We start from the raw sequence: 19,476 nt of genomic DNA, 5'->3' as shown, positions 1-19,476 counted from the left end.
TCAATAGGGTGTCGCTACGCTTTAATTGGCGCAACAACAGGGAGAGGACAAGGGGGTGCGGAAAATTTTTGTATGCATTTGTATACAATCTTGCGCACAAAGAACTCCATCGACGCATGCGCCGCGGAGGAAGGGGATCTGCCCCTGCAGGGGCCGCCCGATGATGTGCCCCCCGCCTATTAGGTGACGCGCAGATAGAGCGCCTTGGCCAAAGGTCCACTGTTCGGGCGCGGCTGTCACGCATTATTTTGTGCCCAAGCCGTTGCGGCGCTGCGTCAGCTGCGGATTAACCTTCTGCACGTCTTGTTGTGCTATCGAACCCTATGGCAAAGACGGTATCGCAGGAAGACGCTGTGTCTGGGAGGCCATGTGTTTGGGAGGCTGGTGTCGGGGAGGCTGTGTGTCGGGGAGGCGGGCGAATGCAACACAGTCGGGCTATCTCGCAAAACCTTGATTGGCATTAGCTGGAATCGCTGATTAAGTCTTCTTTGAAAAGTAAAGGATTTGGACGCTTCCATGACGACTGCGCAGGTGGATCATCTGGCGACGAAACGTAAGTTAACAGCTTCGCCTCTGCGTCTTGCAATGGTCGTAACCGTCAGCGTGATGCTGGGGTCGGCGATGATGTCCCCTGCGGTCTGGGCACAGGATATGTCCGGTGCGGGTCAGGCTGGCGCGGCCAATAGGGACACCGATCCCCAATCGGGAGAGACGACCTTTTCCGATACAGCCGGACCGGATGAAAGCGGCTTTTCCGAAAACGACGAATTCGGTGCAACGGCGGGCGCAACTGCGGAAGAGACCGCAGGGCAGACCCCGTCTTCCTCTGACGCGCCGCTGACCGACCCCGCGACCGCAGTGGCGGCGGCCACGGCTCCTGCCGGTGTGGATGTGTCCAAAGGCACCTCGCCCGTTGTGGTCGAACTGTTCACCTCGCAGGGCTGCGCGGCCTGCCCGCCCGCTGATAAGCTGCTGGAGGGTCTGGCCGAGCGTGACGATGTGATCGCCCTCGCACTGCATGTCGATTACTGGGATTATCTCGGCTGGCGCGATCCCTTCGGTCAGCCCGCCTTTACCTCGCGCCAGAAAGGCTATGCGCGCGCGGTGAAAGAGCGGATGATCTATACGCCGCAGATGATCGTGAACGGACAGCAGCGCCTGCTCGGGGCGGACCGTGTCGCAATCAAATCGGCGCTGGATACGGCCACGGCCAGCACTGCGCCTGTCGATATCGCGATCTCGCAAGAGGGCGATCAATACCGCATCTCGCTTTCGGCCAATCCGCCGTTGGGGCATGACGCGATGGTGCAGGTGGTGCGTTACCTGCCGCATGCCTCGGTCGATATCCTGCGGGGCGAGAATGCCGGTCTGAGCATGGATTACACCAATATCGTCACCCAATGGCACATCGTTGCCGATTGGGATGGCCAGACCCCGATGACATTCGATACGCAGGTCGAGGGCAGCAATCCTGCGGTGGTGATCGTGCAGACCTCGCAGCCCGGACGGTCTGTACCTTTGCCCGGTGCCATTGTTGGCGCGGCGCGTATCAAGTAAGGCCACGCGGTTTCGGGCGGCAAGAGCGGGGGAAGCTTCGGCCGGGCCATCACGCGTCAGTCCAGAGCCAGCCTAGGGACGGCTTACAGGCCGTCAATCCACAGGGCATTCAGCCGGTTTATGCGGCGCTGTCACGGTTGCGGCTGACCCGCCCAAGCGCGTGGGATTGTCCGGACATGCATCATGAAGGATGCGCAGCGCTTTCGGGGGTATCCTGTTCTATTTCAGGTCCCGTTCCGCTTCAGGTTTTGTTCCAGCGGCGGTGGATCCACAGCCATTGTTCCATATGGGCGCGGACCTGACCTTCAAGGGAATCGAGCGTAACCTGCGTCATCTCTTCCGGCGTCGTATGCGGAACCGGCTCCCCGACATAGAAACGGAAGCTCAGCCCGTCGGGTTGGCGGATGGCATAGATCGGGATCAGGTCGATATCCAGACGCAGGGCCATTTCCGCAGCAGAGAGAGGCGAGGGGGCAGGCTTTCCGAAGAATTGCAGCACGGCCCCTGTGCGGAAATACTGGTCAGTCGCAAGGGCGACCATGCCCCCGTTCTTGAGATGGCGCAGCATATTGGTCATGCCACGGCGGTCGCGCGGGTAAAGCGGTGTGCCAACGGTTTCGATGGCGGCAAGATAATCGCGGTTGAAAAGCGCGTTATTCATCGGGCGATACAGGCCCGCAATGGGAAAGCCGCGCGCGATCAGCACGCCACGGGCCGCGTCGTAATTGCCGAAATGCCCCGATACGAGCACGCAGGCCTTGCCGGTTTCCTTGAGCTCGGTCAGCCGCGCCGCGCCCGGCCCCTCAAGCGGGATGTCACGCATACGGGTGATGAACTCGGTGCCGGAAAACATCTCGGCCAAAGTGCGCCCGATATTATCGGGGACGGCCTTGCACAGGCGCGCGACCTCGGCGGGGGGCAGGTCGGGGCAGGTCAGAGCCAGATTGGCGCGGATCCGGCGGCGGAACCCCAGAAGCGGTGCCACCCCTGACAAAAGCCGGCCCGCCAGAGGGATGCGTCTTTCATAGGGCAACCGCTGCAGCAGGCCCATTCCCGCCTTGAAGACAAGGGCCGACACGCGGTCGGTCAGGCTTGGGGTGGCGCGTTTGGGCATCGGGATTCTCCGTTCGGTACCGGTGCGGCGGGCCGCTCAGATCCGGTTTTCACGCCACCAGACATAAAGTCCGGCGCCGACGATCACAAGCGCACCTGCCACTGTCCAGCCGTCAGGATACTGGCCAAAGAACAGGATTCCCCACAGCGTGGCAAAGATCAGCCCCGTATAGCCGAAGGGCGCCAGCGACGAGGCCTCGGCGATGCTGTATCCCTTGACCAGAAATCCCTGACCGATGGCCCCGCTCAGCCCGAGACCGAGAATGGGCCAGAGCGTTTCTGCTGCGATCGGACGCCAGACAAAGGGCAGCGCGAGACTGGACCCGATCAGCCCCACAAGCGCGCCCCAGATCAGCGAGGTGATCAGCCCGTCGCGCTGGATCATGCGGGTGATCAGCATACCGCCGGCAAAGCAGATTGCTGTGCCAAGCGCGTAAAGCGCCGCCCAATCGAGGACGCCCGGACCGGGGCGGATAATGATCATTGCGCCACAGAAGGCGAAGCCGATGCCCATCAGGCGGCGCGGACCGAGGCGTTCGCGCAGGAACAGCGCCGCCCCCAGCGTGACCAGAACTGGATTGAGATCGGCAAGAGCCGTGGCCTCGGCAAGGCCGATAGACTGGATCGCGGTAAAGAACAGCAGCACGGTGGTCAGCTGCATCGCCCCACGCAGCACCTGCAGGCGCGGCTGGCGGGCGGGCAGGAGGCGGCCCAATCTGGGGGCGAAGACCAGAAGCAGCAATGCGGTATTGGTGAGATAGCGCAGCCAGACGATCTGCACAGGATCATAGTGCTGCGAGAGCCCCTTTGCGCAGGCATCCATCAATGTGAAACAGGCAAACGCACAGAGCACGCATATCATGCCCAACCCGTTTCTGGGGCGGCCAGTCTCGCCATCGGCTGTGTAGGTCTTGGGGGTGTGGGGGGCAGTCTGGGGGAGCCCGTCGCGCGGTGCGACGCGGCCTGCTCTTGCAGAGCCGGCCCCGCCACCCGCCGCAACGGAAGAGGGGGCCGGTGCGGCCCCCTCTTGGTTCTGATCCCTGAGCGTGGTCACAGAAGGGATTTGACCTTTTCGGCGATCGCTTCGGGGGTGATCCCGTATTTGGCATAAAGCTCGGGCGCGGGGGCCGAGGAGCCGAAGCCGTCCATACCGACAAAGCCCGCCTTGGTTTCGCGGCCACGCTCGCCCAAGAGGTATTTGTCCCACGGTTGACGGATCGCAGCCTCGACGGCCACGCGCACGGCCCCTGCGGGCAGGATGCGGCGGCGATAGGCTTCGTCCTGCGCGTCAAACAGTTCCATACAGGGCACCGACACAACGCGGGTGCCGATGGCTTGGGCCTGCAGGATCTCGCGGGCTTTCAGCGCGATCTCGACTTCCGAGCCGGTCGCCATCAGGATCGCCTGACGCTTGCCTTCGGCTTCCTCGATCACATAGGCCCCTTTGGCGACCATGTTCTGCGTGCTGTGCTTGGTGCGCAGCGTGGGCAGGTTCTGACGCGAGAGCGCGATCACCGAAGGCGTTTCCTCGGTGGTCAGCGCCAGCTCCCAGGCTTCTGCCGTCTCGATCACATCCGCCGGACGGAACGTCCAGGTGTTGGGGGTCGCGCGGCAGATCGCCAGATGCTCCACCGGCTGGTGGGTCGGACCGTCTTCGCCCAGACCGATCGAGTCATGGGTCATGACATAAACCGCCGGAACCTTCATCAGCGCCGACAGACGCATCGCGCCACGGGCGTAATCGGTGAAGCAGAAGAAGGTGCCGCCATAGGGGCGCACGCCGCCATGCAGCCACAACCCGTTCATCGCCGCCGCCATCCCGTGTTCACGGATGCCGTAATGCACGTAACGGCCCTTGCGGTTTTCGGGCTCGAAAACGCCCAGATCCGCGGTTTTGGTCAGGTTTGACCCGGTGAGGTCCGCCGAGCCGCCGATGGTTTCAGGCACCGCGGGGTTGATCGCGCCCAGCACCATTTCCGACGCCTTGCGGGTGGCCACTTTCGGCGCCGCTTCGGATTGCTCTTTCTTGAACTTGCGGACGGCTGCGGCAAGCTTCTTGGAGACCTCGCCCGTCATCATGCGGGTGATTTCCGCCTGTTTGGAGGCCGAAAGACCGCCGAAACGCTCTTCCCACTCGCCGCGCGCTGCCGCGCCACGTGCCCCGATCTCTTCCCAGGTCGCCTTGATATCCGCCGGAATATCGAAGGGGCCGTGATCCCAGCCATAGATCTTCTTGGTGGCCTCGATCTCGGCATCGCCCAGCGGCGAGCCGTGCACGGAGTAGCTGTCAGCCTTGTTGGGCGAGCCGAAACCGATGATGGTCTTGCAGTCGATGAAGACCGGCGCGTTGGATTTCTGGGCTTCGGTCAGGGCGCGGTCGATATCGGCCGGATCATGACCGTCGCAATGCAGGACTTTCCAGCCCGCCGCCTTGAAGCGCATGCGCTGGTCGGTGATGCAGGCCTTGTCGACGCGGCCATCAATGGTGATGTTGTTATTGTCCCACAGAACAACAAGGTTCTTCAGCTTCTGCATACCGGCCAAGCCGATGGCTTCATGGCTGATGCCTTCCATCAGGCAGCCGTCGCCGGCGATCACATAGGTCTTGTGGTCAAAGACCTTCTTGCCGAAACGCGCGCGCAGGCTTTCTTCGGCAATCGCCATGCCGACAGCGGTGGAGATCCCCTGACCCAGCGGGCCGGTGGTGGTTTCAACCGCATCCAGCAGGAAGTTCTCGGGGTGACCTGCTGTCAATGCGCCTTTCTGGCGGAAATTCTTGATCTGGTCCAGGGTCACCTGCGCATCGCCGCAAAGATAGAGCAGCGAGTAGATCAGCATCGAGCCATGACCTGCCGACAGGATGAACCGGTCGCGGTCAAACCATTTCGGGGCTTTGGCGTCGAATTTCAGGTGCTTCTGAAACAGCACGGTCGCCACATCGGCCATGCCCATCGGCATGCCGGGGTGACCGGAATTGGCTTTTTGCACGGCATCCATCGTAAGCGCGCGGATGGCCGAGGCCAGTTTCCAGTGATCGGGGTGCTGTTCACGAAGCGTGGCGATATCCATGGGCGGGATCCTCATACGGCAACTTTTGGGCATTCGTTCGGCCCCTGATAGCAGGGATGGGCCGAATATCAAGTCTGCGGAATGGCCGTTTTAGTCTTTGTGCAAAGAACGGGCGCCAAGTTGCTGATCGCGCTAGCATGCGGGAACTGGCATGGGTTTGGTGCGGGCTCTGGGAAAGTCTTGACCTGATGGGCTAAACTGTCACTTAACACCGGGCGGCACGATTCGTTGTCGCGCGGGATTTGATATGTCTGCCGATTTATGCCCAGATAGCGGGATGACGACAGGCGCGCTACAGCGGGGATGTGACACGATGACGGATGAGGCGGCCGATTTTTCGCAATATGAACGCAGGCTTGCCTTTGCTTTGGCCCGTGTGGCCAAGAGTGTCGAGACACTAGTTAACGGACGTGATGCCGCACGGGCCGATCTGGCGAGCATGCGGTCCGAAGCCGAAGCCGAAGCCGCTTTGCCCTTGGCCCCGGCAGAAGCGGTGACACTTGCCGATATCGATCATTTGAAAAATGAAAACAAATCGTTAACGGATGATCTTAATCTGGCACGTGAAGAGGTGGCCGATCTGCAGACGCAGGTTGAAATGGCCGCCGCTGAACGCGAAGCCGCGCTTTCCGCATTGGAGAAGCGGCTGGGTCAACGTGCGCGCGCACTGACACAGGCCCTGTCCGAGATCGAGCGATTGCAGGCGGCCAATACCGACCTGATCGCGGCCAATCGTGGCTTGATCGATGCCGGCGGGCGGATGGCGCAGGTGCAGATCAATGAGGCGCTACGGGCCGAGGTCGAGGCGCTGAGAGCGGCCCGCGCGGCGGAGCGGGCGGCGCTGGACGAGATTATCGGCGGGATCGAGCCGCTTCTGGCCGCGCGTGACAGTGTTCTGCGCGAAGAGGCGGCGGGCGATATGCCCTCCGATAGGCCCTTGGGCGATCACGACGAGGCGAGCGAGGAGAAACAGGATGGCTGAAGTCACGGTCACAATCGGTGGGCGCGATTTTGAAGTCGCCTGCCAGAATGGCGAGGAAGCCTATCTGCGTTCGGCGGCAGGTATGCTTGATCGCGAGGCCAGCGTGCTGATCGGGCAGATCGGGCGCATTCCCGAAGTGAAAATGCTGCTGATGTCGGGGTTGATGCTGGCGGACCGGACGGCGGCTGTCGAGGACGAGATTGCCGCGATGCGTGTCGAGATGACCAAGCTTCAGGCCGAACTGGCCGAGGCGCGCGCCAATGTGACTCAGGTCGAGGTGCCGGTTTTGCCACCGGAGATGTCCGAGGCGCTGGCCGAGATTGCCGCCCGTGCCGAGGCCTTGGCCGATAATATCGAAGACGTTCTGTGACCGTGCAAGCGGCTGTCGTTCGGGGCGGGAAGGGTGTTGCAGCCTGTGCCGCGTTCGGGCTTCTGGCGGTTGCAGCCAAAGCCGAGGATCTGCCGCAGCCTGTGCGCTACCATTGTGACCGGCAGTCCGAAATTTCGGCGGTCTATGTCAACACCGTTGCTCCGCCGCTGGTTGTGCTCTGGGCGGAAGGGCATCAGGTCGTTCTGCCCTCCGGTCCCACCGGCTCCGGTGCACGCTATGCGCTGGAACGTGGTTATGTCTGGCACATCAAAGGGTCCGAGGCCTTTCTGGCGTGGCAGGATGACAGGGGCGAGAGGGTGCTGAGCCAATGCAAGGCCCAGCGAGAGTAGTGCGGAGCTGCCTTCTGCGTCGCAAGGCCGCCGGAGGGGCGGCCTGCTTCCTTGGGCCGATGCAGGCGTCTAGCGGGCGAGATCAAGGATGATCTGGTCCCGTTCCCGCGGCTTTTGCGATTGCGTATTGCCGAAGAACCCGCGGCCCCAGTTCTCGATGCCTTTGGTTTTGAGGATCTTCAGCACGCCCTGCAGCCGCTCCACCTCGCGCAGCATCAGATCCTCTGCCGCTTTCTGCACATCGGGCGTGCTGCCGCGCGTCTCGATCTCGACCGGCTTGTCGGAGGCGGTATGCATGGTGCAGCTTGCGCATGGCTCGTTGATTTCGGTGATGATCAGCTTGAGTGCGATGATCTTCAGATCGTCTTCTTTATGCGCCACCAGCCGCAGCCCCAGCGGCGCGGAGGACAGCATCGAGAGTTCCACCTTCGTACGCGGATCGATGATCAGATGTTCGTCGCCATTTGCGATTTCTTTCAGAGCCATAGCGGTTGCATGAAGATCCAGAAAGGTCTTTGCAGGGATTGTCTTATTGGGCATCTCGGCATCCATGATTGCGAAAAAGAGCACTGTCCCATCCAACTTATGCGTGATCTGTGCATAAGCCGTTAATCCTTGCCGCGAATGCAAAAATGGCGCCTGTTTCAAAGGCGCCATTCCCGTGCAATTTTATCGAAGCTTATTCTGCTGCGGTTTTCATCCGGAACCCTTTGGCCAGCTGGTCTGCCGGAGAGATCGGATATTCGCCCGAGAAGCAGGCATCGCAATATTGCGGGTTCTCTTTGTTGCGGCCTTCGGCTTCGCCCGCGGCACGGTAAAGACCGTCGAGCGAGATGAATTTCAGGCTGTCCACACCGATCCAGTCGCGCATCTCGTCTTCCGACATCTTGGCGGCCAGCAGCTTGGAGCGGTCGGGCGTATCCACACCGTAGAAGCACGGCCATGCGGTGGGCGGGGAGGCGATGCGGAAATGCACTTCCTTCGCACCGGCATCAAGGATCATGTCCTTGATTTTGCGCGAGGTGGTGCCGCGCACGACCGAGTCATCCACCAGAATGACGCGCTTGCCCTTGATCAGCGCCTTGTTGACGTTGAGCTTCAGGCGCACACCCATATTGCGGATCTGCTCGGTCGGTTCGATGAAGGTCCGGCCCATATACTGGTTGCGGGTGATGCCCAATGCGAAGGGAATGCCCGATTCCTGGCTGAAGCCGATCGCCGCGGGCGTGCCCGAATCCGGCACGGGGCACACAAGATCGGCCTCCACAGGAGCCTCACGCGCCAGTTCGACGCCGATCTGGCGGCGGGTCTCATAGACGGAGCGGCCACCATACTGGCTGTCGGGGCGCGAGAAATAGACATGCTCGAAGATACAGAAGCGCGATTTGGCAGGGGCAAACGGGCGGGAGGATTTCACCAGCCCGTTCTCGATCACCACCATCTCGCCCGGTTCGATCTCGCGGACGAATTCGGCACCGATGATATCGAGGCCGCAGGTCTCGGAAGACAGCGCGAAGCCATTGTCGCCCAGACGGCCCAGAACCAGCGGGCGCACGCCCAAGGGATCACGCACACCGATCAGTTTGGTGCGGGTCATGGCGACCACCGAGAAAGCACCCTCGACGCGGCGCAGCGCATCAGCGATACGGTCGGCATGGCGCTTCTGGATCGACCGCGCCATCAGGTGGATGATGCACTCCGAATCCGAGCTGGACTGGAAGATCGCGCCCATCTCGATCAGCTCGCGGCGCAGCTGGTCGGCATTGGTGAGGTTGCCGTTATGGGCCACCGCCGCACCACCCAGCGAGAATTCCCCGAAGAAGGGCTGGATGTCACGGATGACAGCGCCTTTCTTGCCAGCGGTGGAATAGCGCACATGGCCGATGGCGATCGGGCCGGGCAGCGTTTCCATCAGCGAGGCTTTGGTGAAATTGTCGCGCACATAGCCGAAGCGGTGGGCCGAGTTGAACCCGTGTTCGGGGTCATGGGCGACGATGCCGCCTGCTTCCTGACCGCGGTGCTGAAGCGCATGCAGGCCAAGAGCCACAAAGTTGGCAGCGTCTTTCACGCCGACAACGCCAAAGACGCCGCATTCTTCCTTCAGCTTGTCATCGTCAAAAGGATGGGAAAGGAAATGCTGGGGCAGATCATTCATGGAAACTGGCTCCGGGCTCGGGATCTGGGAGGGTTGAGGGCCATATAATGCGAAACGGGAAGGGTGTTAACCCCTCCCGTTCGATAAAGCTTTACAAGCCTGTCATGATTTTCCTGCCGAACGCGGCTTCAAGCGCCGCTTATCGGGGGATTATTGCTCGATCGTGGTCTCGGAAGGGGCCTCGACCGGTGCGGGGCAGGTTGAAACAAGCTGCTCATAGCGTGCGGTGATCCAGCCCGGCGCATCCTGCGGCATCGATTCGTCCATCTGGCCCGACATGCGCGAGAACACTTTCGCCGAACGCGAATCGTCGATCACCGGCATCGCCTCATTGACCATGACGCGATCATAGACCACGAAGGCCACCGCCACGAGCACGATCCCGCGCAGGACGCCGAAGAGGAAACCCAGACCCTGATCCAGCCCGCCAAGCGCCGAGCGCTGTACGGCCGAGGCAAAGAGGGGGGTGATAAAGCTCATCACGATCAGCGCGATGGCAAAGACCGCTGCGAAACCGCCAATGGTCGCCAATTCGCAGCTTCCGGCCAGAAACTTGTCCAGCATGGGGATCTGCGCGATCAGCGGGCGGGCCGCATCGGCAAAGATATAGGCCAGCACGGCGGCAGCAATCCAGCCGAGGATGGCCAGCGCCTCGCGCACGAAGCCACGGCTATAGGCCAGAATGGCCGACAGGATGATGATAACCGCCACGATGGCGTCGACGATGGTAAACCCGTCCATACGTTTTTACGTCCTTCAGTCTCGCCCGGGCGTCAACCGGCGCCGAACATGTCTCCGACAAATGTCACGAGATCGGGGAGTTTCCTCAGGGCGATCCCGTCGCCCCCTTCGGTTTTCGTGCCGGAAGGAGCAATGGCTTGTGAGAAACCAAGTTTTGCCGCCTCTTTCAACCTGTTTTCCGCCTGACCCACCGGACGCAGCGCCGCAGACAGGCTGATTTCGCCAAAAATCACCATATCCGCGGGCAGGGCTGTGTCTTCGCGGGCACTCAGAAGGGCGGCGGCGGCGGCCAGATCGGCGGCAGGTTCGGTGACCTTCATGCCGCCTGCGACATTGAGAAAGACATCAAGGCCCGTGAAGGGGATGCCGCAGCGGCTTTCGAGCACCGCGATAATGGTCGAGATCCGGCCACTATCAAGCCCCACCACCGTGCGGCGCGGGCTGGCCAGAGTGGAGGGGGCGACAAGGGCCTGAATCTCGGTCAAGACGGGCCTTGTGCCTTCTATCCCTGCAAAAACCGCCGATCCGGGGGCGGCTTGGCCACGTTCGGACAGGAAGAGCGCCGAGGGGTTGGTGACCTCGGCCAGACCGCCACCGGTCATCTCGAAGACGCCGATTTCGGCGGCAGGGCCAAAGCGGTTTTTCACCGCGCGCAGGATGCGGAACTGATGCCCGCGCTCGCCCTCGAAATAGAGGACCGTATCGACCATATGCTCGACCACGCGCGGGCCTGCGATCTGGCCTTCCTTGGTGACATGGCCCACCAGAATGACCGAACAGGCGCGTTTCTTGGCAAAGCTGACAAGCTCGTGACAGGCGGCACGGACCTGGCTGACCGAGCCCGGAGCCGATTCGACATTATCGGCCCACATGGTCTGGATCGAATCGATGATCACCAGATCGGGGGATTCGGTCTCCATCGTGGTGAGGATGTCGCGTAGGTTGGTCTCCGCTCCCAGTCGCACCGGCGCATCGGCCAGCCCCAGACGCTGGGCGCGCATGCGGACCTGGCTCGAGGCTTCCTCGCCCGAGATATAGAGGCATTTGAGGCCGGTCTGGGCAAAGCGCGCCACCGCCTGCAACAGCAGCGTGGATTTCCCGATGCCGGGATCACCGCCCACCAGAATGGCCGAGCCGGGCACGAGGCCGCCGCCCAGCACGCGGTCGAATTCGGCCATGCCGGAACAGGTACGCGGCGGCGGGGCCTCTTCATCGGCCAGGGTGGTCAACCCGATCACGCGGCCTTTGGTAGAGCCGAGGGTTTTGCCCTTGGGGCCTGCCGAAAGCGGGGCCTCTTCGATGAGGGTGTTCCATTCGCCGCAGGCATCACATTTGCCGTTCCATTTGCGATGGACGGCGCCACAGGCGGTGCAGGTATAGGAGAGGATGTTCTTTGCCATAGGGTAAATATGCGGAACACAGGGCGAACATCAAGGGGAAAGGGGCGCTGCCCCTCTTGGAGCCTGCGGCTCCAATTCACCCCGGGATATTTGGGGCAGCTGGAGGCCTAGCCGCGATCGGGGCGGGGCGAAAGTTCGGCGGGTTTGGGCAGGGCTACGACATTCGAGCTGTCTTTCGTGCTGCTCTGGGGGCGTTTGGGGGCGACGTTGGGCAGTTGTTCTTCCAGTTCGTATCCCAGCGCCGGCAGAATGGCGGCGAGATCGCGTTCGAGGAGTTGGAACTCGCGGGTGACGCGGCGCTCTTCCGCCTCGACCTCGCTCAGCCAGTGGCCGATCTCGTCGCAGGTTTTGCGCGCCAGTCCGATCTGCTGGGCCAGCCTGTCGGTTTCCTGCTGGCGGGCCTTGAGCGTATCGCGGGCGCGGGCGACGTTCGCATCGCTGTAGATGCGCGCAAGATCGCGCGATTGCAGGCTCATCTGGGCGGCAAGTTCCAGCAGTTCCGGTTCGAGGCCGGGCAGGTCGGGGTGCTGGCGCAGCCATGTGATCCGTTCGCGCATGGTGTCGAATTCCCCTGAGAGGGTGAAGGCACCGGCGCGGTCGGCTTCGTGGGCAAGGCGGTAGGCATGGGCCACATCCTGCATGCCGATATGGAAATTGCGATGCGAGCGTTCCAATCGGCTGACGCGGTTATGTGCGGGCAGATAGAGAGCCAGAAGCAGGACCAATGCGGCAAAGCCTGCCTGTAACCACGGGCCGATATCCGTGACTGCGGCCTGCCCGAGTTGGGCCTGCCCGAGTTGGGGGTGTCCGATTTGGGATTGGCCGAACTGTGCGGGCACATGCAGCCAAGGCAGAAATCCGAGGGCCGAGCCGAGAAACTGGCCAAGGGCGCAGAAGGCCAGAAGCAGGACCAGCCCCGAGATCGTGGTGTTGACCATATCGGCCAGATCGCTGCGGCTTCTGGCGAGGCGGCGCAGATGGTTTGCTTCCGCCATTTCCGGAACGGTTCCGCGCTGTGCGGATTTCGGATTTTGTGACGCCATCGGATACCCCTGCCACCGCTCTGCGCCACCATAAGCGCGCCTTTTCACCCAAGGGAAACATGGGATAAATTTTCAGTGAGCGCAAGGGCGGCAAAGCCCAGGGCAAGGGGGCTACGCCTGTAATTAGGCGCAAGATCAGAGCCTTGCGCCTATCGGTTGTGCATTAGCCGAGCGTTTCGCTATAGCGGCGCTGATAGCGGGCCCCGAGCGAGGTGAGGACCTCGTAGCCGATGGTGCCGATCAGGTCGGCCAGCGCATCGACGCCCTGATGGGCATTGAGCAGATCCATCTCCTCGGGGGTGCCATCGAGATCGGTGATATCGACGGTGATCAGGTCCATCGAGACACGCCCGATCAGCGGGCAGGCGGTGTCTCCGGCCCACAGAGTGGCGTTATTGGACAGGCGACGGCTGATGCCATCGGCATAGCCTGCCGAGACCGTGGCCACATGGCTGCGGCGTTCGGCCTGCCATGTATTGCCATAGCCCACCGTTTCGCCCGCCTCGACGATCCGCGTCTGGATGACGGGGAGCGAGAGCGTGACCACCGGCGTGGCGTCGGTATAGGGCCGTCCGCCGTAAAGACCGATGCCGGGGCGCACGAGGTCGAAATGGTAGTCCTTGCCATAGAGCAGCCCGCCCGTGGCCGAAAGCGAGCGGCGCAGGCCGGTGCCATCGGTCATGCGGGTGAATTCCGCCAGCTGGCGTTCATTCATGCCGGTATGGGGTTCGTCCGAGCAGGCGAGGTGGCTCATGATCAGGCTGGGCGATTTTTCCAGAAGGCTCGGCGCCAGGGCCCGCCAGTCGGCATCTTCCAGACCAAGGCGGTTCATGCCGGTGTCGAGCTGGATGCCGAAGGTGGCTTCGGGCAGCACGTCCATATGGCGTTTGACCTGTTCGGGCGAATTCAGCACCGGTGTCAGGTCGAGATCGGCGATCATGTCGCAGTCGCCTGCCATATGGCCGGACAGGATGAAGATTTCCGGCCCGTCGCCAATCGCTTGGCGCAGTTTCGCGCCTTCCTCGGCCAAGGCCACGAAGAAGGTCTTTGCGCCTTGGCGCAACAAGGTGCGGGCCACACGGTCCGCCCCCAATCCGTAGGAATCGGCTTTCACCACGGCGGCAGTCTGCGTCGCGGGGCCGGATTTGGCGTCCAGAGCCTTCCAGTTGGAGGCGATGGCGTCGAGGTCGATGTGAAGAAGTGAGCTTGCCATAGGCGAATGTCTTCGCCTTTCTGCGGGGTTCGTCAAGAACTAACCGCATCCTTGCCTGTTTGCCGAAGGATTTGCGCCCATTTGCGAGTATTGCGCGAGAAAGTTGAGGGGATCGGATGGTATGGGCGAAGAAAATTCGAGCGATCTTCGCCCTTGCAGGAAGGAGGCGGGGCGGTGCCGAATCAGAACCCGTCCGCGCCGTCGCCCTGCCATGCCTTGGCCAGATCCGAGAAGCGCGTGAAGCGGCCTTCGAAGGCGACCTCGACCGAGCCGATCGGCCCGTGGCGCTGCTTGCCCAAGATGATCTCGGCCTTGCCGTGGACCTGTTCCATAAGCTGTTGCCAAGCGGCCATCTTTTCCAGCTCGTGATCGCCGGGTTTCTCGCGTTCTTTATAATATTCGTCACGATAGACGAACATCACCACATCGGCGTCCTGTTCGATCGAGCCCGATTCCCGCAGATCCGAGAGCTGCGGGCGTTTGTCGTCACGGCTTTCCACCGTCCGGCTGAGCTGCGAGAGCGCGATCACGGGGATGTTGAGCTCTTTGGCAATCGCCTTGAGCCCCATCGAGATCTCGCCGATCTCCTGCACGCGGTTATCGCCACGCCCCGAGCCGCGCAGAAGCTGCAGGTAGTCGACAATCACCACATCAAGCCCATGTGTCCGCTTCAGGCGGCGGCAGCGGGCGGCGACCTGCGCAATGGGCAGGGCGGGGGTGTCATCGATATAAAGCGGGCAGGTCTCCAGCGATTTCGCGGCCTCGACGAAGCGGCGGAATTCCTGTTCGGACATATCGCCACGGCGGATCTGCTCGGAGGGCACTTCGGCGGCTTCCGACAGGATACGCGCGGCCAGCTGTTCGGCCGACATCTCGAGGCTGAAGAAGCCCACGCAGCCGCCCTCGATGGCGCCTTCGGTGCCGTCATGTTTCTGCCCGCGCTTATAGGCTTTGGCGATGTTGAAGGCGATATTGGTGGCAAGCGAGGTCTTCCCCATCGAGGGGCGCCCTGCAAGGATGATAAGGTCGGACGGGTGCAACCCGCCCATCTTCTTGTCCAGATCGCGCAGGCCGGTGGAAATCCCCGCAAGGCCGCCCTCGCGCTGATAGGCGGCATTGGCCGATTGCACGGCCTCGGTCACGGCCTTGAGGAAGGAGACAAAGCCCTTCTCGGCGGTGCCCGACTCGGCCAGCTTGTAGAGCGCGCCCTCGGTCTGCACGATCAGCTGTTCGGCCTCTTGCCCTACATCCAGCTTCGAGGCGCTGGCGGACAGTTCGCGCCCCACATTGATCAGCTCGCGCCGTAGCGCCAGATCATGGATCATCTGCGCATAATCGCGCGCCGCATAGGCCGAGATCGCAGCCCCCGCCAGACGCGCCAGATAGGCCGGACCGCCCAGTTCTTTCAGCCCGCTGTCGTCTTCCAGATAGCCCTTCAACGTGACTGGAGAGGCCAGCGCGTTCTTCTGGATGCGCGCCACGGCGGTCTCATAGATGCGGCGGTGGACGGGTTCGTAGAAATGATCGGCCTTCACCACTTGGGCGATACGGTCGTAGATATCGTTATTGGTCAGGATTGCGCCCAGAAGCTGTTGTTCCGCCTCGATATTATGCGGAACCGGATCGGCGTCCTGCGCGCCATTCTGGTCGATCTGATCGTTACGGACTGCGCTGATCTCGTTCATCTCAATGCCTCGATACCCGTGAGGGGGTCTCTTACCTTATCTCGCCCGCGTAACTCAATGTGGAAAACACTGGGGGAGCGTGCCCTGCGGGCGTCCCTTGCGGGGGCGGGTTTTGTGGTGGATTGCGGCGTTTCTACCATATCCGGCGTAAAGAGGCTAAGGAAAATGCAAGCGGGCGGGCTTGTGCACATTTTGCGCACCGACCCGCCCACAGGCTTATCCACAGAAATCTTGGCGCGACCCTTGTCGCTGACCAAGGTCAGTCTTTTTTATTGGCATCCTGCCATGCGCGCGGCGCTTTGAGGAAGGCCTCGACCTCATCCAGCGTCTCGGCGTCAAAGGCGCCTTGGGCGCGTGCCTCGGCCAGAACGTCCCACCAGGTGCACAGATAGGAGAGTTCGACGCCATGTTCGCGCAGGTTCGGGATCGTCTCGTCGAAGATGCCGTAGTAGAAGATCACCGAAGTGTGGCCGCAGGTCGCGCCCGTCTCGCGGATCGCATCCACGAAGGACAGTTTCGAGCCGCCATCCGTGGTCAGATCCTCGATCAAGAGCACGCGCTCGCCTTCGGACATCGCACCCTCGATACGGGCATTGCGGCCATAGCCTTTGGGCTTTTTGCGCACATAGGTCATCGGCAGGGCCAGACGTTCCGCCACCATCGCGGCGAAGGGAATGCCTGCGGTCTCGCCACCGGCCACATTGTCGAATGCCTCAAAGCCCGCCTCGCGCATCACGGTCACCGCCATGAAATCCATCAGCGTCGAGCGGATACGCGGGAAGCTGATCAGCTTGCGGCAGTCGATATAGGTGGGGGACGGCAGGCCCGAGGCCAGCGTGAAGGGTTCGCGGGCATTGAAATGCACGGCCTTGATTTCCAGCAGCATACGCGCGGTCAGGCGGGCGATCTCTTCTTTCGGGGGGAAGCTTGCGGGGATCATATGGTACCTTCCTATGGGAAACCGCGCCGGAGAACCGGCGCGGGAGATATCAGTCTTGGACGTGCCAGAAGCAGGGGAAGCCCGGATCAAACACAGTGACGGGGCTGTCTTCGACCGCGATCTTGGCGGGCCATTGGGCGGCCTCATCGGTCTTGGTCAGCGTCAGCGTCGCGGCATTCACCGGCAGGCGGTAGAAGGCGGGGCCATTCTCGCTTGCGAATTTAGCAAGGTTCTCCAGCTTGCCTTCGGCCTCGAAGACATGGGCCAGAAGCGCCATCGTATTGGTCGCGGTAAAGCAGCCCGCGCAGCCACAGGGGTTTTCCTTGGCGTTATCGGTATGCGGGGCCGAGTCGGTGCCGAGGAAGAAATGCGGGTTGCCGGAGGTTGCCGCCTCGACCAGCGCAAGGCGGTGCACCTCGCGTTTGGCCACCGGCAGGCAGTAGTAATGCGGCTTGATCCCGCCCACGAGGATGTGGTTGCGGTTGATGATCAGATGGTGCGTGGTGATCGTGGCACCCATATCGTCGCCCTGCGATTTCACATACTCCACACCGTCCTTGGTGGTGACATGTTCCATCACCACGCGCAGGCCCTTGACCGCGCGCAGCACCGGATCAAGGACACGGTCAATGAACACGGCCTCACGGTCGAAGATGTCAATCTCGGGCGCGGTCACCTCGCCATGCACACAAAGCGGCAGGCCGATCTCGGCCATTTTCTCCAGCACGGGGCGGACCTTGTCGAAGTCCTTCACACCCGAGGCCGAATTGGTGGTGGCGCCCGCGGGATACAGCTTCACCGCTTTCACCAGACCCGAGGCATGGGCTGCCGCCACATCCTCCGGGTCGGTATCCTCGGTGAGGTAAAGCACCATCAGCGGCTCGAACTCCGCGCCTTTGGGCAGAGCCTTCAGGATACGGTCGCGGTAAGCAGAGGCCTGAGCGCCGGTCACGACCGGCGGCACCAGATTGGGCATGATGATCGCGCGGCCGAAATGGCGGGCGGTCTCGGGGGCGACGGCCTTCAGCATCGCGCCATCGCGCAGATGCAGGTGCCAGTCATCGGGGCGGGGAATGGTGATCTGGGTCATGGGTGTCGATTACCCCGAGCGGGCGCGCAAATCCAGCGCGAAGCGCGGGCCTGCGTCGAAAACTCTTGTCGAAAACTTTGCCACGCGTCGTATAGGCCGGGGGCTATGGCCGGGCGCAAACACCACGGGGACCAAATTGACAATACATGCCCGCCTGCCATCACCCGTCCTGAGGGATATTCGGGGAGCGGGGACGATGGTTGCGATTCTGGTGGCAGTGACGATCCTGCTATGGGCCAGTGGCAGGCTGCCCGAAGATCTGACGGCGCTGATCTTCTTTGCTGCGGCAATGATGTTTTCGGTCGCGCCGGCTTCGGTCATCTTTTCGGGCTTTGCCTCGGCGGCATTCTGGCTGGTCCTGAGCGGCTATGTGCTCGGTCTGGCCATCGCCAAGACGGGGCTTGCCGCGCGGGCTGCGCGGGTGCTGGCGATGCGGCTGGGGCAGTCCTATCCGCGGCTGGTCTTCGGAACGATCGCGCTCAGCTACGGGCTGGCCTTCTTCATGCCGTCCAATATGGGGCGTATCGCATTGCTGATGCCGATCATTCTGGCGCTGGCGGAGGAAACGGGGTTGGTGCCGGGGCGTCCGGGGCGGGTCGGTCTGGCACTGGCCACCGCTCTGGGTACCTTTCAGCTATCGGCTTCGGTGCTGCCTGCGAATGTGCCCAATCTGGTGATGCTGGGGGCGGTCGAGACAAGCTATGGCCTGCATCTGTCCTATTTCCCCTATCTTCTGGCCACTCTGCCGGTTCTGGGGCTACTTAAGGGGGCCGTGCTCGGGGCATGTGTTCTTCTTGTGTTCCGTTACCGGTTGACCCAGCGGCGAGGAATTCGGCACCAAGGTGAACCATAGAAGCGCGCTTTATGTCGCGGCAATTCTGGGACTTGCGGCGCTGGTGGCGCAAAGCGGGCTGGGCGCGCGGATCGGGGCAGGACTTCTGGCCTATGCGCCATTGGATGGGCAGGGGCGCTATAGCGATGTGGTGACGCTGACCGGTCTGGCGGGGCTGTTGAATTTTGTGGTAACCGCCAATGGTGTGCCCGCGCTGTTCACTCCGCTGGCACAGGCTCTTGCCGATGGAAGCGGGCTGCCGCTCTCGGGGGTACTGATGCTGCAGGTCGTCGGATTTTCGACCCCGTTTCTGCCCTATCAGGCCGCCCCGATCGTTGTGGCAATGGGATTGGCGCGTGTGCCGCTTCGGGCGGGGATCTGCTTGTGCCTGAGCATGGCCTTGCTGACCTATCTCCTTCTGCTGCCGCTGCATTATGGCTGGCTGCACCTGCTGGGCTGGATTTAGACTGCAGACGGGACGCCCCGCCTTTGCGCGCGTTGCATGGCGGGGCTGCAGCATTACACATGGTCCCTTGCGACGCTTTGTCATAAACCCGACCATAGGGGGGAAAGTCCTGCAAGCACGCATACAGGAGTTTTCCAAATGACGCATATCGCACAAATGCCGCGTAAACCGGCGGCAACCTCATCGGTTCTGCGGTTCTTCCAAGCGATCGGTCGGGCTTTCGTCGCCTTTGGAGAGGCGCGTTCGCGTCAGTCCGAGATCGTTCGCCTCAACGGGCTTTCGGATGCGGCTCTTGCCGCCAAGGGGATCCGTCGGGACCAGATCGTGACCTATGTCTTCCGCGACAAGTTCTATCTCTGACTTGTGGTTCAGGGCGGGGATGCAGGGCAGCCTTGCCTTGCCCGTCAGGCCAAAGGCGTAAAAAGTTCAGGCGATCCGGTCGGTATGACGGATCGCCCTTTTTGTGCCTG

19 protein-coding genes are annotated in these 19,476 nt (G+C 62.1%); 7 read left to right on the top strand and 12 right to left on the bottom strand.

Going from position 1 to position 19,476, the window contains the following annotated elements; genetic code table 11:
- The first annotated feature begins 516 nt into the window (after positions 1–516).
- Positions 517–1,557, top strand: a complete 1,041-nt coding sequence (locus AC2ISB_RS07210; RefSeq protein WP_339107567.1) for a DUF1223 domain-containing protein — start codon at positions 517–519, stop codon at positions 1,555–1,557.
- A 241-nt stretch (positions 1,558–1,798) separates the two neighbouring features.
- On the opposite strand, the gene AC2ISB_RS07205 is transcribed toward AC2ISB_RS07210, so the two are convergent.
- The 3 genes from AC2ISB_RS07205 to tkt are packed head-to-tail and all read right to left on the bottom strand — an operon-like array spanning position 1,799 to position 5,739.
- Positions 1,799–2,671: a lysophospholipid acyltransferase family protein gene (locus tag AC2ISB_RS07205; RefSeq protein ID WP_486574590.1), complete on the bottom strand. Its 873-nt coding sequence runs from the start codon at positions 2,669–2,671 to the stop codon at positions 1,799–1,801.
- Positions 2,672–2,707: 36 nt separating this feature from the next.
- On the bottom strand, positions 2,708–3,724 hold the full coding sequence (locus AC2ISB_RS07200; protein WP_486574589.1) for a DMT family transporter: 1,017 nt from the start codon (positions 3,722–3,724) through the stop codon (positions 2,708–2,710).
- A complete protein-coding gene (gene tkt / locus AC2ISB_RS07195; RefSeq protein ID WP_339107564.1) occupies positions 3,721–5,739 on the bottom strand; it encodes a transketolase in 2,019 nt (672 codons plus the stop codon). Before tkt ends, AC2ISB_RS07200 begins: the two co-directional genes overlap by 4 nt.
- A gap of 247 nt (positions 5,740–5,986) precedes the next feature.
- On the opposite strand from tkt, the gene AC2ISB_RS07190 reads away from it, so the two are divergent.
- Genes AC2ISB_RS07190 through AC2ISB_RS07180 form a run of 3 tightly spaced genes read left to right on the top strand, consistent with a single transcriptional unit; the run spans position 5,987 to position 7,441 of the window.
- Positions 5,987–6,721, top strand: a complete 735-nt coding sequence (locus AC2ISB_RS07190; RefSeq protein WP_406736398.1) for a hypothetical protein — start codon at positions 5,987–5,989, stop codon at positions 6,719–6,721.
- The gene (locus AC2ISB_RS07185; RefSeq protein ID WP_339107562.1) at positions 6,714–7,091 is read left to right on the top strand and encodes a cell division protein ZapA; all 378 of its coding nucleotides are present in this window, start codon (positions 6,714–6,716) and stop codon (positions 7,089–7,091) included. The genes AC2ISB_RS07190 and AC2ISB_RS07185 overlap by 8 nt, the downstream gene beginning before the upstream one ends.
- The gene (locus tag AC2ISB_RS07180; protein ID WP_486574587.1) at positions 7,088–7,441 is read left to right on the top strand and encodes an MliC family protein; all 354 of its coding nucleotides are present in this window, start codon (positions 7,088–7,090) and stop codon (positions 7,439–7,441) included. Before AC2ISB_RS07185 ends, AC2ISB_RS07180 begins: the two co-directional genes overlap by 4 nt.
- Before the next feature lie 69 nt (positions 7,442–7,510).
- Here AC2ISB_RS07180 and AC2ISB_RS07175 read toward each other — a convergent pair whose 3' ends face one another.
- From AC2ISB_RS07175 to pyrC, 9 genes are all read right to left on the bottom strand, one after another.
- Positions 7,511–7,981, bottom strand: coding sequence for a hypothetical protein (locus tag AC2ISB_RS07175; RefSeq protein ID WP_339107560.1), 471 nt, complete (start codon positions 7,979–7,981; stop codon positions 7,511–7,513).
- 139 nt (positions 7,982–8,120) lie between these two features.
- Positions 8,121–9,596: an amidophosphoribosyltransferase gene (purF, locus tag AC2ISB_RS07170; protein ID WP_339107559.1), complete on the bottom strand. Its 1,476-nt coding sequence runs from the start codon at positions 9,594–9,596 to the stop codon at positions 8,121–8,123.
- A gap of 150 nt (positions 9,597–9,746) precedes the next feature.
- A complete protein-coding gene (locus AC2ISB_RS07165) occupies positions 9,747–10,337 on the bottom strand; it encodes a CvpA family protein (protein ID WP_339107558.1) in 591 nt (196 codons plus the stop codon).
- A gap of 32 nt (positions 10,338–10,369) precedes the next feature.
- Positions 10,370–11,737, bottom strand: a complete 1,368-nt coding sequence (gene radA / locus AC2ISB_RS07160) for a DNA repair protein RadA (protein ID WP_339107557.1) — start codon at positions 11,735–11,737, stop codon at positions 10,370–10,372.
- A 107-nt stretch (positions 11,738–11,844) separates the two neighbouring features.
- On the bottom strand, positions 11,845–12,780 hold the full coding sequence (locus AC2ISB_RS07155; RefSeq protein WP_486574586.1) for a DNA repair protein: 936 nt from the start codon (positions 12,778–12,780) through the stop codon (positions 11,845–11,847).
- 163 nt (positions 12,781–12,943) lie between these two features.
- Complete coding sequence (gene alr, locus AC2ISB_RS07150) at positions 12,944–13,993, bottom strand: alanine racemase (protein ID WP_339107555.1); 1,050 nt, start codon at positions 13,991–13,993, stop codon at positions 12,944–12,946.
- 182 nt (positions 13,994–14,175) lie between these two features.
- Positions 14,176–15,678: a replicative DNA helicase gene (locus tag AC2ISB_RS07145; RefSeq protein ID WP_339107554.1), complete on the bottom strand. Its 1,503-nt coding sequence runs from the start codon at positions 15,676–15,678 to the stop codon at positions 14,176–14,178.
- A 259-nt stretch (positions 15,679–15,937) separates the two neighbouring features.
- Positions 15,938–16,618 (bottom strand): orotate phosphoribosyltransferase, encoded by a 681-nt coding sequence (locus tag AC2ISB_RS07140; protein ID WP_339107553.1) that lies wholly within the window; start codon positions 16,616–16,618, stop codon positions 15,938–15,940.
- Between the two features lie 49 nt (positions 16,619–16,667).
- A complete protein-coding gene (gene pyrC / locus AC2ISB_RS07135) occupies positions 16,668–17,708 on the bottom strand; it encodes a dihydroorotase (RefSeq protein ID WP_486574585.1) in 1,041 nt (346 codons plus the stop codon).
- Between pyrC and AC2ISB_RS07130 the strand changes: the two genes are divergently transcribed.
- The 3 genes from AC2ISB_RS07130 (at position 17,593) to AC2ISB_RS07120 (ending at position 19,366) form a co-directional block, all read left to right on the top strand.
- Entirely contained in the window at positions 17,593–18,561 is a 969-nt protein-coding gene (locus AC2ISB_RS07130; protein ID WP_486574584.1) for an SLC13 family permease, read from the top strand. The genes pyrC and AC2ISB_RS07130 overlap by 116 nt on opposite strands.
- Positions 18,551–19,006, top strand: coding sequence for a hypothetical protein (locus AC2ISB_RS07125; protein ID WP_486574582.1), 456 nt, complete (start codon positions 18,551–18,553; stop codon positions 19,004–19,006). Before AC2ISB_RS07130 ends, AC2ISB_RS07125 begins: the two co-directional genes overlap by 11 nt.
- A gap of 138 nt (positions 19,007–19,144) precedes the next feature.
- A complete protein-coding gene (locus AC2ISB_RS07120) occupies positions 19,145–19,366 on the top strand; it encodes a DUF1127 domain-containing protein (RefSeq protein ID WP_339107550.1) in 222 nt (73 codons plus the stop codon).
- Positions 19,367–19,476 lie beyond the last annotated feature (110 nt).

The organism is Thioclava sp. NS-SX20 (assembly GCF_057380695.1).
Note: the sequence above shows the minus strand (reverse complement) of the source record. Positions and strands in the feature narration are given on the sequence as shown.